Here is a 13004-nt window from a genome sequence, read left to right as displayed (position 1 = left end):
AAACTAATGATAATATTTCCAAGCAGCGCCTGCAGCACCTAAAACGCCGCCAATAAGTGCACCACCAATAGCGCCGCCGGCAATGGTACCTGGACCACCAACCAAGCCAGAGTAAGCTCCCTTACCGGCCCCTGTAATGGCGCCCCCAACTGCACCACCTACGATGGTTTGCCAAGAAAAATTTTTCCTCCCTGAAACAAAAAAAAGCTCTTCAGTAGATAATTCTCTCATGGATGATAATGACATTATTTAATACTCCCTAGAGTTACGAATTATAAATAAAAACAAAGTAAGGCAAACCTCAGTCGCCCTTTATAATCCATTTGATGCTGGCGCCAATTGCGCCAAAATGCGCACCAACAAATGCACCACCAGCAGCCGCAGCTGGTCCACCAACTGCCCCAGCAAGCCCAAAGGTAGCTGCGGACCCAGCCACACCAATACCTAAATCTTTTAGATAACCGCCAACACTACGTTTTCCCCCAGAAACAAGAATAACTTCGGTTTGTAAAAGCTCTCTCATAATAATTCTCCTTGAAACGATGTTATATCATCTTTTCTGTATTTAGGTATATCTTATTGGATTATATTTTAATATAGAAAAGATTGAAATATATAATTTCATTTTTTATGTGTTATAGTAACACTTTATTAATATTCTCCCGTTTTTAATCTCAAACCTGTAAGCTTTCTCTCCACCCTCAATTCAGCTGCTGATTAAAGTGCGGTTGTATGCGTTACGGGTGCCCGGCCTCATTGCCGAGCGCATCTGTCCAGAGTGTTCCATTGGCCCAGACGGGGATACCTGGCGTGTGATCTGCGTTTAGGGTGGAATAGCAATCTGAGCAGTAACGTTGTGTGCCTGGACGATTTGCCGAGCCCAGATTGTTATAGGGCGTTGGTGACAAAACCAGATTGTTGCCAACGTTAATATCACCCGTTGTATCCAGCTGGGCCGTTTTGACGAGCACCCCAGCACCGGATGACGTAGCGAATTTAACCGTGTTCGCACTTTCTGCCTGGATATAGGGGTGGCCCTGGCTATCACCTGAGTCAGGCATAAACGAGAACGAGCCGTTAACAATGGCAGAGCCGAGGGTAACACTGCCATCATAGTGCTGGATCACACCGCATTGGCCAGACCCACCACAGAGGGCTAACCCGCCTGTATTACCCTGCCCATTCCAGACAATGTCTCCCTCAGGGCTTGATCCGGTAAACTGGCCCTGAACCCCATCAATCAATAGACCCAAATGCAGGCTCGTATCCTGCCAGGCAGTGGTGGTTCCATCCTTGGAGAGATAACTGGCCAGACGAAAATTATGCCCGCTATCGCTCCATGCTGAATATTCGAGGCCAATACGTTTTTGTATGGCCCCGTTCTGGGCCAGGCCAACCCCCTCGTTCCCGTGGACGTAAAAGGAATTGGCACGAATGACATTATTTTTGGCCGCCTCGTTGATAACGAGGTGATCCGCAATATCGCCCGCCAGCTGCAAGTCGTAGCTGTCTGTGGTGAGCACCTCCGGATTATGGTTTTCAAACAGGGGCGTAATAGTCAGACCGTGCAGGGACACACTATGGGGACGCACTTCATGCTTGATAAACATGTCCAGCTCTTCTCCCTCAAGCTGGTGAATGGTCGAGATCGCCAGTGATCCCGCCTTGGCCCCATCATAGGCGAGGAACAGGTTACGCCCAAAGGTCTTGTTGGGCGCACCAACAAAAACCACTGGCCTTTTATAATCAGAATACCAGCTGTCATAGCTGGTTGAGGGCACCTGCCCTGCAGCCGTTGAGCCAATACCGGGAACGGCCCATCCTGTAACGTAAATATGGGTAGCATCCCACGATTTGATAAACCCGAAATAACTGCGCAGGGTTGGCAACAGCCCCTGAGCTGTGCCTGTTTCAGGGAGGGACGAGTCAATGGAGTTGGTTTGAATATACATATTGGGGTGGAGTTGGGCCATTTGGGCGGTTGTCATAGGGGTTTTGAGGGTGACACCGTCTGCTGTATAGGCGCTCACATCCAGAACCATTCTGGCCGTGGTATTATCGGCAAACTCGTAAAACCCGACCTGGTCAAAGTTAATAGAGTTCACCACAGAGGCCGCCCCGTTGCGGTAATCCACCCCTGATATGGCAGGCCTGCCCCCGGCCTCGGTGATACCGTCTGCGGTCATAATCAGGCATAAGCCGCACCCTGCGCCAAACGCCCCATAGGGCTGAGATGAGACATAAAGCCCTCGCGAGAGTTTGTTGCCTGCACTGTCTTTAAACCCGCCAATAAATGAAAGGTCGAGGCCTGCCAGCTCATCAGGTGCACCATTGGTCATTTTAATAATGCTTTCCCCCGCCCCGTTCTGAACAGTCATCTCTCCAGAGACAAAACCGCCAGGGGGAACAAATGGGGCCGGCGACTTTCCATAGGCCGTAGACATAAAAAAAGCAGCCAAGGCTGCTATAATGTAATTCTGTTTCACGCCACTCTTCCTAACCTCAAAAATTTTCTTCCTTAGCCACGCTTATTGTTGGAATATTCCCGTTGTTCCACAGGGAAACACCATCTCCCGGGTCAGTAAGGGGTAGCTCTGCCATAAAATCCTCAAACATCTGCTTGAATAGAGCACTATTCAACGAATCGCCCTTCTCCCCCTTGAGAGAGGCTACAAACTCGTCCTCGCTCCCCGTATGGCCAGTATCAAGCCAGCTCTGATAGGCCGATTTACCAGGCTCACCACGTGGGCCGCCCAATACGATAATAAATTTCCATGCGTTACTACGGCTGCCTGGAGTAACGGGTTGATACTGCCACAACCCGTTCGTGGTCTCGTTAATCACCAGGTCGTAGACCAGGGGCGCAAACCCGTTAGGGGGAACGTAGGAAGCATCGGGGTCTTTGTCTGCTATCCAGATCTGCGTTCCCCGTATCCCACGCCCCAATGATACAGGCGGACAATTGGGCCCACTGATCAGCCCCTGATCCATCACCAGGCTTTGCAGCACGACCTCACGCACCTCACCGGTATCCAAAATGAGCCGGAAACGGATACCAGAGCGCATATTCAGCGTGCCGCCGGAAATAGTAACGTAAAATGCGCCCCTGTTTTCAGGATCAGCCACAAACTCCGAGAGCACCAATTTAGGATCACCAGCTTCTGCACTGATGGCTGTAAGCTCATCGTCTCTGGCAAGCTGGTTATGAAAGTCGATCCAATACCGCCTGCTCTCCCCCGGCCCCTTATTGCCTAATACCATGGAGTCAAAAGCAAGAGGGCCTGGTGGAACAACAAACCAATTGCCAGGTGCTACATCGTCTGGAACACAGGGCGGTGGAAAAGGGGGACGATTGGGAATGTTGCAATTATGGTCTGGTGGAAATGGACCAGGTGTATGTGGCGTACAGGCTTGCGATGATGGATTTTGGTACACATCAATAGGCAGATTGAATGGAGTGGGCATGATCCAACTTTCCAGAAAAATAGATATAAAAATCCTCTCCGGAGAGGATATGATAAAGGAGAAGACCACAGGGAATTTTTAAGGTTTTATTATTTGACCCCGGCTGCCATAACGTTAAACACAGCCTGAAAATCCCCATCATCAATAGGGTGAATGTTGCCGTGGCTTAAAAACTGGCCAGAAATATTAAACCCATCATTGGTGATATTATAAACACTGGACCAGATTTTACGCTCGTCACTGCCCTGCACAGGGGTAATAACGACAACCGGAGTGGTGCCAACAGCAAACGCCCTGGGAAATGTTATCCTTTCCCCTTCCTTGACGGCGTTGGTTTTAAAAAACATTATCTCATGCCCGTAGGCAAACGTGGCAACCCTGGTATCGCCACTATCAAAATCTTCTTTATATTGTTCCTGGGTAACATAATTACCTTTGGGTTGGTAATTTCCGGCGGGCTGGTAATCCCCTTTAGGCTGGGCATAGTCGGTAATTTGGCGAGCCACATTAGCATTGGTTGGAACAGATACAAGTTTACCAGTATCTGTTGAAACGTTGATATAGGCACTAGCTGTGTCATCACCCCCGTTAGTGGAACCCGCCAGTTCAATACGGGTAATACTCACATTGACCCCCGTATTCTGTCCGCTAACAAAATTCCTGTTCAGAAATGAGAGGTCTGCTTTTTTGTTGAGCAGGTCGTCAATTTGGTTTGTGGAATAATAGTAGTGGAAATTGTTGTTGGTATCAGCAACCACCAGCTGTTGGGCGGCTATATTAAAGGCAAGAGCGTTGATACCCAACTGGGTAGGGCTTGGCAGCGCACTTTGGGGAAACGCATAAGACTTTCCCCCGTCACGCGTTTTAAAAACGGCCCCACCGTAGCCTGTTTCCAGATCCACACTGGCAAAACCCGTTGAGGTGACGGCGTTTTTGTTCTGTTCGTTAATATATTCCAAAGTGGCATATTTTTTAGCCAGGGCCTGATCCAGCTGTGTCCAGTCGTTCCGGTCAGGTACAAGGCCGGCCTGCTTAATAACATAATACACTTCTGCGGTTAGCATGTTATAGTGCCAGGCGGGAATAACCGTTGGGGCAATATTCAAAATGGGATCCCCGGAAGTGGCGTATTGCGGTATCCCCCCAATAGGCGCCTTATCAGCCCTTTCCAGAGGAACAGAATTTGCAGAAATCAATAATTCCATGACAGGCCTATATGTAGTTGAATATGACGATGGTATGAGGCGGTGCAAGGGCTCGTAAAATCTGTTCTAATTGTGCTTTGCCGCCCGGAACAGAAGAGGAGGCTTCTGGCGCGTTCACCTGCCAGACATGGGCCCAAACCTCCCCCCTAAAAGCCAGGCCAAAAGTTTGGCCAAAGACAAGAGGTGAAAAAAATGTTATGGTAATGGGGTAACCATAGCTTTTGGCGATTGAGATGTAATAATCCTGGTCACTCTGGCCCGTATCCGTCAGGCGGTTTACAACACTTGTCCGTCTGCCTTCAAGGGATGGATCCAAAGCTGGCAAATTTGGATCAGGCAACCCAACCGTTTTCTCCCATTCAGGTAATGTTTCAGAAGAGGTGCCGGGGAAGACATCTGTCAACAAAACTTCAGCCCGTGCGGCATTCCTGGCAAAAGGCTGGGCCCATATTTTACACAGAAACGCCATTGGCCCATCGGGCAAGCGGTTCCATATCGGCCCTTTGGGGAACAAATCCAACAAGGCTTTGGTAAAATTCTCATTGTTAAATATCATGATTGGAGTGTTACCGTGCCGAGAACTGGCATTGTACCTGTTGAGGCGATGATGGAAGTTGAAGGGGCAGTGACCGTAAAATGAGGTAGTGCTGTGACTGTTGAGATGGCCTCGTTCCAGTCGCTAGGGTAAAGTGTGCCACCTGGTGAGGAAAGGCGTAAAAACATGGCCTGTAGAGCGTTATAAACAGCTTTACGGTTTTCCTCTGAATTGGCGGTCCCTGTATCAGATATAGTAAAATTTACTGTGAGCGGTTGGGGGGCGCAGACAATGACAAGGGCTGTAACGGGTTGTTCGTCCCATATTGCATTAGCGACTCTGAGCTGGTCGCCTGTGGCCTGTTGATAGCGTGTCTCCAGACTGGCAGAACCGTTGCGCCCTATAGGGAAACCGTTCAAATCTGCATTGGCATTATCGAGCATAATATAGAGCACGACAGTGCCGGGCCCAAAACCGTTTCTGGCAACCCAGGCGCGTGTTACCCCTGAGACAGCCAATGCCCAGTTAATATAGTCCTGCTCGCGCCCATTACTGCCGGTTGCGCGAAACACATCCAGCACACGGGTGCGGAATTGCTCCTGTGTTTCAGTATCAGACCCGCCAGTTATAGCTTGAGTGACACTACCCGTGCTTTCTATACCTATAACAGGGCTAGCCAGGCTAACAGAAGCACCCAAGGCATAATTGCCTGCTGCCCCCCCATTTACCGCCGTAACAGGGGCTTGAAGGGTATCACCGTTTCTTACGGCATCCTGTGTGGTGATATAAAGCAGGCCATCTGGACGACTAATGAGTGTGCCGGTAGGGAGCGTTGTATTGCCCCGAGCTATAAATATGACCTGCCCCCCGGCTTTATTGGCCTGTTTGAGGTAGACCCCTTTCATGGCACCCCAGGCGGCCAAATATTCATCACTGGCTGTCCAGGGGACGGCCTGTTTGGCAATCCAATCTAGGTAGGAGAAATGTAACCAACTCATCCCAGAGAGAACCGTGTTAATAACACCCAGAACGGAGTTGGTGAGGAGTGCTCCAACCCCTTCTATTCCTGCTGAGGTAATATCCTGCACACCTTGCTGAACGAGCTGTTTGAGTGTTGGTCGCAAAAATGGCATTAGACTAACCCTTCCCAGGCGTACTGGAATTGAAATAGATCGGGTGCATTACTGTTGGGCCGAGTTAAGGTAATTTTTATGAGCAGGGTTGTTGCACTTTTCCAGCTGGTTTCAACGGCAATTTTGCCCACGATACCTTCATTAACCAGCCAAGAAAGGGCATCAAAACAAAGATCTTTAGCCTCTAGTAAAACACTGGACTGATTGGCTTTTATACTCCGTTTAAGCTGCCACAGGCGTGAACCAATTGGGGTTTTCCGTAGAGCATCACCCCACCAGCCGCGCCTGTCCTGTGGGGTTATAAGCCCCACTTGTGCATCTAAAGCTGTGGGTTCCAATGGGGCCAGGCCATCAGAAAACAGTGAGACTAGTACAGCGGACAGTAGAGCATTATCCAAAGCCAGATCGCCATTATCTAAAACCCAATCCCCATGCAGGGTTTGGTCGTTCCAGACAATTTTAACATCCCTCATCATAGCAGTTGTCGTCATGAGAGGGGGCCTCCCGTGGGCTGGCCCTGATTGCCATTACTGTGGCGGTGAGAGGTTAGTTTTACCCCAGACGCTTCTACCTCTTTACCAGTGATTTCTTCACTGACAGAGAGTTTGCCTTTAAGGGTAACGTCACCGGTAATAGTAATATCCTTGGCATCAATAACAACCTTGCCATTAGAGGGTTTAATATAAATAGTACCATCTTTTTGGATAAGAACCATACTGCCATTATGATTATAAAGACAGCTTTCACCAGGTTTTAGAGCTTGTGGACGATAGCGTTGATCATTACTGGCAGTAACTACCCCGTGGGTTCTATCCCCACTCTGGAATGAAATATGCAGGTCTGTTCCAGCCAAAGGTAAGCTTGCAAACCCGTAATGTTGAAGGAATGGTATATCAGAACGCACCTCGCTTCCTCCTAAAACCATTTGTGCCGTAGGCGTTGATTTGGACTGGTTGATATCGGCACTTAAGCGACCGAGTGAGGTGGACATGCTCACCCGTCTAGCCAGGCGTTTTTCAAGGGACATCAGAAAAACCCTCCATCATCGTCATCATCAAAATTATTGGCAAAATCCGTGTCCATCTGTTGGGAATTTTGAGAGGTTTTAGCATTTTCATTCACAGCCTGGGCCACACCGGCGGCCAGTGGCGTAAGGTTGATGGGTTCGGGGAGAAAAGCTTTGGCATCCATAAGGGTAATGTCAGCATGCGTGCCTTCATCTACGCTTTTGCTAAAGACAATTTCTGAAATAAGCAGGGCGTTTTTTGGTGTGCATTTTAGTGTAGGGATGTTCACTGAAGCCAGGGTATTAATAGCCCATAATTTTCCAGAGCCATCACGCCAGGAGTCACAGCGAATTTGTACAGCACTTGATCGGGCAATACGGCGATTGATTTCCCACTGGGCGCGCTGCTGGGTGATTTTATATTGGTAATCGCCCTGTTCAGCCATGATCAGCAAAGGCCGGTAGCGAGGCACACCAGCATCAAAAACCTTGGCCCCAATAGAGACATGGTCAACCTGGGGCTTTATTTCCCCCTGCCCAGGAGCAGAAAAGAGCAGGTCATTACCGACAAGAATGGCCTGCACAAAGGAAAACCGCCCTGCAATGCCCTCGCCATACCCGGCAGTTTCAATATTGCTTCCTTCCCTAAAACCACCAGAGGCTTGCGTTTTACCGGTTCTGGAAAGAACAATATTCCCATTAGGGAGATCGTAAGCCAGAAGGCCAGCGTAACGGCAAACGCGCTCTATAATTTCGTAAGGCGTTTCGGTTAGCACAACTGAGAATTGCGGGATTTTGAGCGCACCGATTTCTCCTGCTGTTTCAACCTGAATGTTAAAGGGTTTACAGAGTTTTTGGGCTAATTGGAGTGGCGTTGTGTTATTGACCTGATAGGTATCAAAAATGGCGGAGCATTCTGTAAGGTCAACCGATTTGGATGCCCCAGTAACCCGAACAGAATGGTTGCTGGATGAAAGGCTTTTATCTACTGATACAACATACCCCGATATAACCTTGTCAGGCCCAATCAACACAGTGCAGGGATCCTCCCCTTTAATGGCAATTTGGGTGGTATTGGGAGTGAATTCTGTTGTTTCCAGTTCAAACGTGGCCGGCATCAGCTCAATACCTGTGCGGATACTCACGCCAGTCCAGCCTGAGAGGATTTGACCGTTAACGATGATGGAAACCTCATCCTCGTGCCCAGTTTTTTGCGGTATATCTGAAAACTCATTCATGGTTTGTTATTTTCTGCTTGTTTAAATTATCTCTATATGCGATAAATAGGCTATGGAACTGGAATATACAATTTCTGCGTTAAAAGACCTCAAGGCACTACCAGCCCATGATAGTAAGGCTCTTCGTAAAGCCTTGCTGTTGGTAGCAGAGAAGCACCCAGAAAACCCTGGCTTTGTAAAGGCTTTGACGGGAACTATGGCCGGCCATTACAGGGTTCGGAAAGGGAACTGGAGGGCTTTGTTTGAAGTTGTGGACAATAAAATGGTTGTTTATAGAGTAGCTCACCGCAAGGAGGTTTATGAATGAGTGCATCTCTTAATACTATTTCTCCAAAAATCCTTGCCCAAACGCAGGATACAGTCACCATCAGCAAGGACGACCTTCGTCTTATGCAGGGTCTGATAGAAGAGATGGAAGACGAACGGGCGACATTCCTTTATGAAATGGAAAAGAAGGCAGCCCTTCAAAGCCCCCATGGTGAGATGTTGACTTATACCGCAACTGAGGTTGACCAGATGTTGGATGAAGGGGTTCACCCTTTGGCCATATGGCGTAAGCGGCGCAAGTTGACCCAACAAAAACTGGCAGAACAGTCTGGCATTAGTCTTTCCTATATTGCCGAGATAGAAACCCACGTTAAAACAGGGTCTGTCAGGGTGTTGTTAAAACTGGCCAAGGCGTTGGATGTCCCTATAGAAGCACTCATTGAAGAAGAATAGGACTAGTTGGCCAAGGCTTCAAACGAGGTGGGCATAAAGGCTGGATGGATAGGATTGGCCCTGCGAATCAGTTCTGCAGCCCGTGCCCCATTCCCATAAAGTTCCTGGGCTAGAAGGAGTGCACTAACAGGGACTTGGCGGGAAACATTTTGCAGGTGAGCCAGGGTAACACTTTTAGAAGCGAGTTGTTCTAATACACTTTTCCGGCTGGCTTTCAGGGTTTGGTAAAGATCGCCCGCACCTTGGTCTGCAGCTTCAAAAATTTCCTGATCAAATAAGGTGTTAAACTGCGCCCGGAAAGCCTGGACTTCATCCCATGAGGTGGGTTGCCAATTGACTGTTGAACGGATAAGTGAGGCCAGGGCTGCCTGGCGGCACAGGGCTACTGTAAGCTTTTGGGCTGTTTGTGTATTGAGCAAGGTGGTATTGGCATCGGCTGGGGCAATTTGGGTTAAAGGCAGGATCTGACTGATTTGTACAGCAGGGTTAGAAAGGGCAGTTCTGATATGTTCTGGAATGGTCTGAACTGTTTTGGGCAGGTTGGTTATGGAGGCAGAAGAAAGGCTGGAAATAGTATTTTGAAGTGCCTCTCTATTGGCTGAAAAGGCGGCTAGAGAGTCCTGTATCGTGCCGGTGTTTTGGGCACCTGTAGAGACAAAACGCCCATAGTTTCCATTAAGCCCATAACTGAGTGAGAAAATGGCAACAGGAGAGTCAAACGATTTTATGGCCCCCTGCCCCCATTGGGTAGCCATAAGCCCTACCACACTGAGAACGGGGGCAGAGTAGGTGATGACATCAGAAAGGTTGGTGGTAAAAAAATCGGTTGAGGTTTCATTCAGTAAGTCTGAAACCCCCAATAAATCATCTGCATCGTCCAGTATCGTGGTAACCAGCTGGTTTTTATATTCCACAAATTCAAAGGAGATGTCGATAACGCCCATCTGGCCATCCCGTTCTTCCCAGGAGTAGCGAAGAACAGAAACATAGAGGGAACCAAGCGTTGGGTGCACAAGCAGGCCGTAGCCTTCCTGTTCGGCAGCGATGGTCAGTAGGTCTCTTTGGGCGTAACAGTTATCGCCACAGACAAACCCCCGAATACGGTAAACCCGTTCTTTTCGGCCTAAATCTTCTGGCCAGACCTCGTTGCGGTTGGGGTAGGTATGAAGCGCAATGCGCCGACCTTGTTCACCCCCACTGCCCATAACAGCAAAAGGGACACCCCTAAAGCTACCTTGTAGATATTGGCCTAAAAGAGTTGAAAATGCCATTTTATATCATTGCTTACTTAATAAGTTATGATCAGGAAAGATCTTATTTTTTTAACTGTTTTTTAATTAAATGTTTTCTTTAGTTAATAATTATTATTGTAAGTTCCAATAGTCTTTGCTTAACTTAGGTCTGCTGTTTTTTATTTTATGATTAAAGAAAGTCAGTTTATGGAAAGCACAGAATCTTTACAAAACCTTATTACCACCTTTGGACAAGATGATAAATACATTCAGGATAATCAGAAACTCTTTGGAGGTATAGTTACCGCTACAAATGATTACCTTTCACAAGGAACTTCCCTTAGCAGCAACACTACCCTGAAGACCTTGGCTGCTCAGCAGCTTGTCAGTATTGACAGAATACTCGATCAAGCCTTTTCCCATCTTATGGGAGACATTCTAAGCCATACCCTTGAAGACCAAACTGGCCAAACAACAGCTGACAGCCTAAAGGCCTTAAAACCTTTTGAGGAAGCTTACTCCAAAGTTAAAGTTGAACTCTTGAATACCAATATAGAACTTCGTATTGGGAGTAATGAAAACATAACCGTTACAGCACCTGGTCCTTCCAATAATACTTTATCAGACTTTCCCATACCACTCGGCGGAATCCCCTATTACTCATTCAGTGGGCCAGATGAAAGTTCTACTATCTATGCAAACGGCCGTGTTGGGCCCATACTTTATAGGGTCGACCCAACAGTAGACGAGGCAAAAAAAGATGTTGAATGGGCGATACAGGTATTCCAGGGGAGGTCTTCTGACGATGCAGGAACACAGCAATGGGTTAACACCGTAGCCAACATGATTGTTAATCACCAAACTACCGAACCCGAGGTAAGAGGATGGATTGCCAATAACGACCAGACACATAATGCCATTGTTCATGCTGTTGTTTATGATATATGGGCAGGTCATCGTCCCTATGGGATTGACGAATGGGCCAATCAACTTCAGATTGATTGGGCTAATGGCAGCACAGCTACCCTGCAGGATATAAAAAACTGGGCAGCCCATGGAAGCAATAACATTCTTTTTACATATGAAAAGGAAGGAGGAAATCCTAATGAGCGGTTAAACGGATATGTTCCAACCAATAGTTCCGGATTAACTATTTCCTATGGTGTTGATTTATCCCGACATACTGAAAGTGAACTGAGACAGATGATGGGAAATAATGACCTAGCCAATTCCATACTCAACAAGATCAACTCTGCCAACCCCGATCTTCTGGGCAAGGGAGGCGGTCATTATGGACTTACAGGCAATGCTGCAAGAGCCTATGCAGGAACCATAGGCCTGACAAGTGAGGAATCTGAATTCATAGGCCAGAAAATGTATGAACAGACGACAAATATTGTCAGGGACAATTATGACAAGTCGTCACAAAAATTCAATTTTGATGACCTTCCTGCCAAAACACGGACAGCCATTATTGACCTTGCCTACCCATGGGGCCCTTATTTTGGGAGTGCAGGAGATTCAGCAAGACAGAGAGTCTGGAATGATTTTACCAATGGAAACTGGAAAGCCGCCGTTAATGATATTACTAAAGCACAAGGCAACCCCAGAACCTTTGATGACGCATCCCTCATACAGTTGGATAGGGATCAAGGCTATCTGCGGTAAAATGGCATAGTTGTTTATATTCACAAAATATCAAAAGCAGGAGCAAGGGCATGATTGTGTTTTCAATGAAAATTTCCTCTTTCTACAGAAAATCTCTTGTCATGTTTTTGCTCCTGCAGGCTGTTTATATCCTATTACCTTCACAATCCCATGCAGAGGCAAGCAGGAAGGCTTCACCTTCAGTAAGGCATGAAACCCCTCACTGCCAATTCCCCTCTATTGCCAACGATATCTTCGCCAAGAAAATTCCAAACTATGATATGAACAGGCTAGTAGAAAATACATCAAAACCAGAAGTTAAACGCCTTTACTGGTGTGCCCGTAAACTTATCCAGCCATACTGGAATTATCCAGCTACAGCTCGTGTTGACACAATAAAGCAGGAAATAACAACCTTTCCTCTTAAAAAATATTGGGAAGCGGACTATCATTATCTAAGAGAAGCCTATCCCCCTTGGCCTACAAATACTGCTCAGATCAATATTACCGGAAAATACGCTATGATGTCATGGTGTCAGTACCATAATTGTTATGGATCTTCCCTTTATATTGATCAAAAAGGGAATGTTGTAGCCTCAACCATAACTGGCAATATCATGATACCGAAAAATAACTTTGATAGTTTTACGCTTTATTACAATCTGTTTGCTTTTCTTAACCCTGATCATGTGACAGATGAACTCAAGCAGTTTATCAAAGAGGCAGACCACGTGAAGTATACACCCTTTTATGAAAAATTTGTTGTTTCAGGGGAAAAGCTGGACAAGGATTTCTTTATCACACCAACATCAAATTATTAACC

At 47.2% G+C, this 13004-nt stretch carries 15 protein-coding genes; 4 read left to right on the top strand and 11 right to left on the bottom strand.

Going from position 1 to position 13004, the window contains the following annotated elements:
• Positions 1-3: 3 nt before the first annotated feature.
• The 10 genes from JGUZn3_RS11360 to JGUZn3_RS11315 all read right to left on the bottom strand — a co-directional run bounded on the left by JGUZn3_RS11360 (position 4) and on the right by JGUZn3_RS11315 (position 8582).
• Entirely contained in the window at positions 4-246 is a 243-nt protein-coding gene (locus JGUZn3_RS11360) for a Blp family class II bacteriocin (protein WP_203413356.1), read from the bottom strand.
• Positions 247-301: 55 nt separating this feature from the next.
• Positions 302-523 carry a hypothetical protein gene (locus JGUZn3_RS11355; RefSeq protein WP_203413357.1) on the bottom strand — a complete coding sequence of 74 codons (222 nt, stop codon included), beginning with the start codon at positions 521-523 and terminating at the stop codon, positions 302-304.
• Positions 524-737: 214 nt separating this feature from the next.
• A complete protein-coding gene (locus JGUZn3_RS11350) occupies positions 738-2486 on the bottom strand; it encodes a hypothetical protein (RefSeq protein ID WP_203413358.1) in 1749 nt (582 codons plus the stop codon).
• Between the two features lie 16 nt (positions 2487-2502).
• Positions 2503-3465 carry a phage fiber-tail adaptor protein gene (locus JGUZn3_RS11345; RefSeq protein WP_203413619.1) on the bottom strand — a complete coding sequence of 321 codons (963 nt, stop codon included), beginning with the start codon at positions 3463-3465 and terminating at the stop codon, positions 2503-2505.
• 89 nt (positions 3466-3554) lie between these two features.
• Positions 3555-4670, bottom strand: coding sequence for a hypothetical protein (locus tag JGUZn3_RS11340; RefSeq protein ID WP_203413618.1), 1116 nt, complete (start codon positions 4668-4670; stop codon positions 3555-3557).
• 7 nt (positions 4671-4677) lie between these two features.
• Positions 4678-5226 (bottom strand): putative phage tail protein, encoded by a 549-nt coding sequence (locus tag JGUZn3_RS11335; protein WP_203413617.1) that lies wholly within the window; start codon positions 5224-5226, stop codon positions 4678-4680.
• Entirely contained in the window at positions 5223-6338 is a 1116-nt protein-coding gene (locus JGUZn3_RS11330; RefSeq protein ID WP_203413616.1) for a baseplate J/gp47 family protein, read from the bottom strand. The genes JGUZn3_RS11335 and JGUZn3_RS11330 overlap by 4 nt, the downstream gene beginning before the upstream one ends.
• On the bottom strand, positions 6338-6829 hold the full coding sequence (locus JGUZn3_RS11325) for a phage GP46 family protein (RefSeq protein ID WP_238996819.1): 492 nt from the start codon (positions 6827-6829) through the stop codon (positions 6338-6340). Before JGUZn3_RS11325 ends, JGUZn3_RS11330 begins: the two co-directional genes overlap by 1 nt.
• Positions 6826-7365: a phage baseplate assembly protein V gene (locus JGUZn3_RS11320; RefSeq protein ID WP_203413615.1), complete on the bottom strand. Its 540-nt coding sequence runs from the start codon at positions 7363-7365 to the stop codon at positions 6826-6828. The genes JGUZn3_RS11325 and JGUZn3_RS11320 overlap by 4 nt, the downstream gene beginning before the upstream one ends.
• Entirely contained in the window at positions 7365-8582 is a 1218-nt protein-coding gene (locus JGUZn3_RS11315; RefSeq protein WP_203413614.1) for a phage baseplate assembly protein, read from the bottom strand. The genes JGUZn3_RS11320 and JGUZn3_RS11315 overlap by 1 nt, the downstream gene beginning before the upstream one ends.
• A 52-nt stretch (positions 8583-8634) precedes the next feature.
• Here JGUZn3_RS11315 and JGUZn3_RS11310 point away from each other — a divergent pair, with 52 nt between their 5' ends.
• Together JGUZn3_RS11310 and JGUZn3_RS11305 are read left to right on the top strand one after the other, a co-directional pair.
• Positions 8635-8889 (top strand): type II toxin-antitoxin system RelE family toxin, encoded by a 255-nt coding sequence (locus JGUZn3_RS11310; RefSeq protein ID WP_203413613.1) that lies wholly within the window; start codon positions 8635-8637, stop codon positions 8887-8889.
• Positions 8886-9302, top strand: a complete 417-nt coding sequence (locus tag JGUZn3_RS11305; protein WP_203413612.1) for a helix-turn-helix domain-containing protein — start codon at positions 8886-8888, stop codon at positions 9300-9302. The genes JGUZn3_RS11310 and JGUZn3_RS11305 overlap by 4 nt, the downstream gene beginning before the upstream one ends.
• A gap of 2 nt (positions 9303-9304) precedes the next feature.
• On the opposite strand, the gene JGUZn3_RS11300 is transcribed toward JGUZn3_RS11305, so the two are convergent.
• Positions 9305-10573, bottom strand: a complete 1269-nt coding sequence (locus JGUZn3_RS11300) for a DNA circularization protein (protein WP_203413611.1) — start codon at positions 10571-10573, stop codon at positions 9305-9307.
• 168 nt (positions 10574-10741) lie between these two features.
• Here JGUZn3_RS11300 and JGUZn3_RS11295 point away from each other — a divergent pair, with 168 nt between their 5' ends.
• The gene (locus JGUZn3_RS11295) at positions 10742-12202 is read left to right on the top strand and encodes a pesticin C-terminus-like muramidase (RefSeq protein WP_203413610.1); all 1461 of its coding nucleotides are present in this window, start codon (positions 10742-10744) and stop codon (positions 12200-12202) included.
• 50 nt (positions 12203-12252) lie between these two features.
• A complete protein-coding gene (locus JGUZn3_RS11290; protein ID WP_203413609.1) occupies positions 12253-13002 on the top strand; it encodes a hypothetical protein in 750 nt (249 codons plus the stop codon).
• Positions 13003-13004: the final 2 nt, after the last annotated feature.

It is taken from the genome of Entomobacter blattae (assembly GCF_014672835.1).
Classification (GTDB): domain Bacteria; phylum Pseudomonadota; class Alphaproteobacteria; order Acetobacterales; family Acetobacteraceae; genus Entomobacter; species Entomobacter blattae.
The sequence above is the reverse complement of the archived record's forward strand: the minus strand, read 5'-3'. Positions and strand labels throughout refer to the sequence as shown.

Excerpts from the sequence above, each read along its gene's own strand:
- JGUZn3_RS11360 (WP_203413356.1), bottom strand. The coding sequence starts at position 246 with ATGTCATTATCATCCATGAGAGAATTATCTACTGAAGAGCTTTTTTTT.
- JGUZn3_RS11355 (WP_203413357.1), bottom strand. The coding sequence starts at position 523 with ATGAGAGAGCTTTTACAAACCGAAGTTATTCTTGTTTCTGGGGGAAAA.
- JGUZn3_RS11345 (WP_203413619.1), bottom strand. The coding sequence starts at position 3,465 with ATGCCCACTCCATTCAATCTGCCTATTGATGTGTACCAAAATCCATCA.
- JGUZn3_RS11340 (WP_203413618.1), bottom strand. The coding sequence starts at position 4,670 with ATGGAATTATTGATTTCTGCAAATTCTGTTCCTCTGGAAAGGGCTGAT.
- JGUZn3_RS11335 (WP_203413617.1), bottom strand. The coding sequence starts at position 5,226 with ATGATATTTAACAATGAGAATTTTACCAAAGCCTTGTTGGATTTGTTC.
- JGUZn3_RS11330 (WP_203413616.1), bottom strand. The coding sequence starts at position 6,338 with ATGCCATTTTTGCGACCAACACTCAAACAGCTCGTTCAGCAAGGTGTG.
- JGUZn3_RS11325 (WP_238996819.1), bottom strand. The coding sequence starts at position 6,829 with ATGACGACAACTGCTATGATGAGGGATGTTAAAATTGTCTGGAACGAC.
- JGUZn3_RS11320 (WP_203413615.1), bottom strand. The coding sequence starts at position 7,365 with ATGTCCCTTGAAAAACGCCTGGCTAGACGGGTGAGCATGTCCACCTCA.
- JGUZn3_RS11315 (WP_203413614.1), bottom strand. The coding sequence starts at position 8,582 with ATGAATGAGTTTTCAGATATACCGCAAAAAACTGGGCACGAGGATGAG.
- JGUZn3_RS11310 (WP_203413613.1), top strand. The coding sequence starts at position 8,635 with ATGGAACTGGAATATACAATTTCTGCGTTAAAAGACCTCAAGGCACTA.
- JGUZn3_RS11305 (WP_203413612.1), top strand. The coding sequence starts at position 8,886 with ATGAGTGCATCTCTTAATACTATTTCTCCAAAAATCCTTGCCCAAACG.
- JGUZn3_RS11300 (WP_203413611.1), bottom strand. The coding sequence starts at position 10,573 with ATGGCATTTTCAACTCTTTTAGGCCAATATCTACAAGGTAGCTTTAGG.
- JGUZn3_RS11295 (WP_203413610.1), top strand. The coding sequence starts at position 10,742 with ATGGAAAGCACAGAATCTTTACAAAACCTTATTACCACCTTTGGACAA.
- JGUZn3_RS11290 (WP_203413609.1), top strand. The coding sequence starts at position 12,253 with ATGATTGTGTTTTCAATGAAAATTTCCTCTTTCTACAGAAAATCTCTT.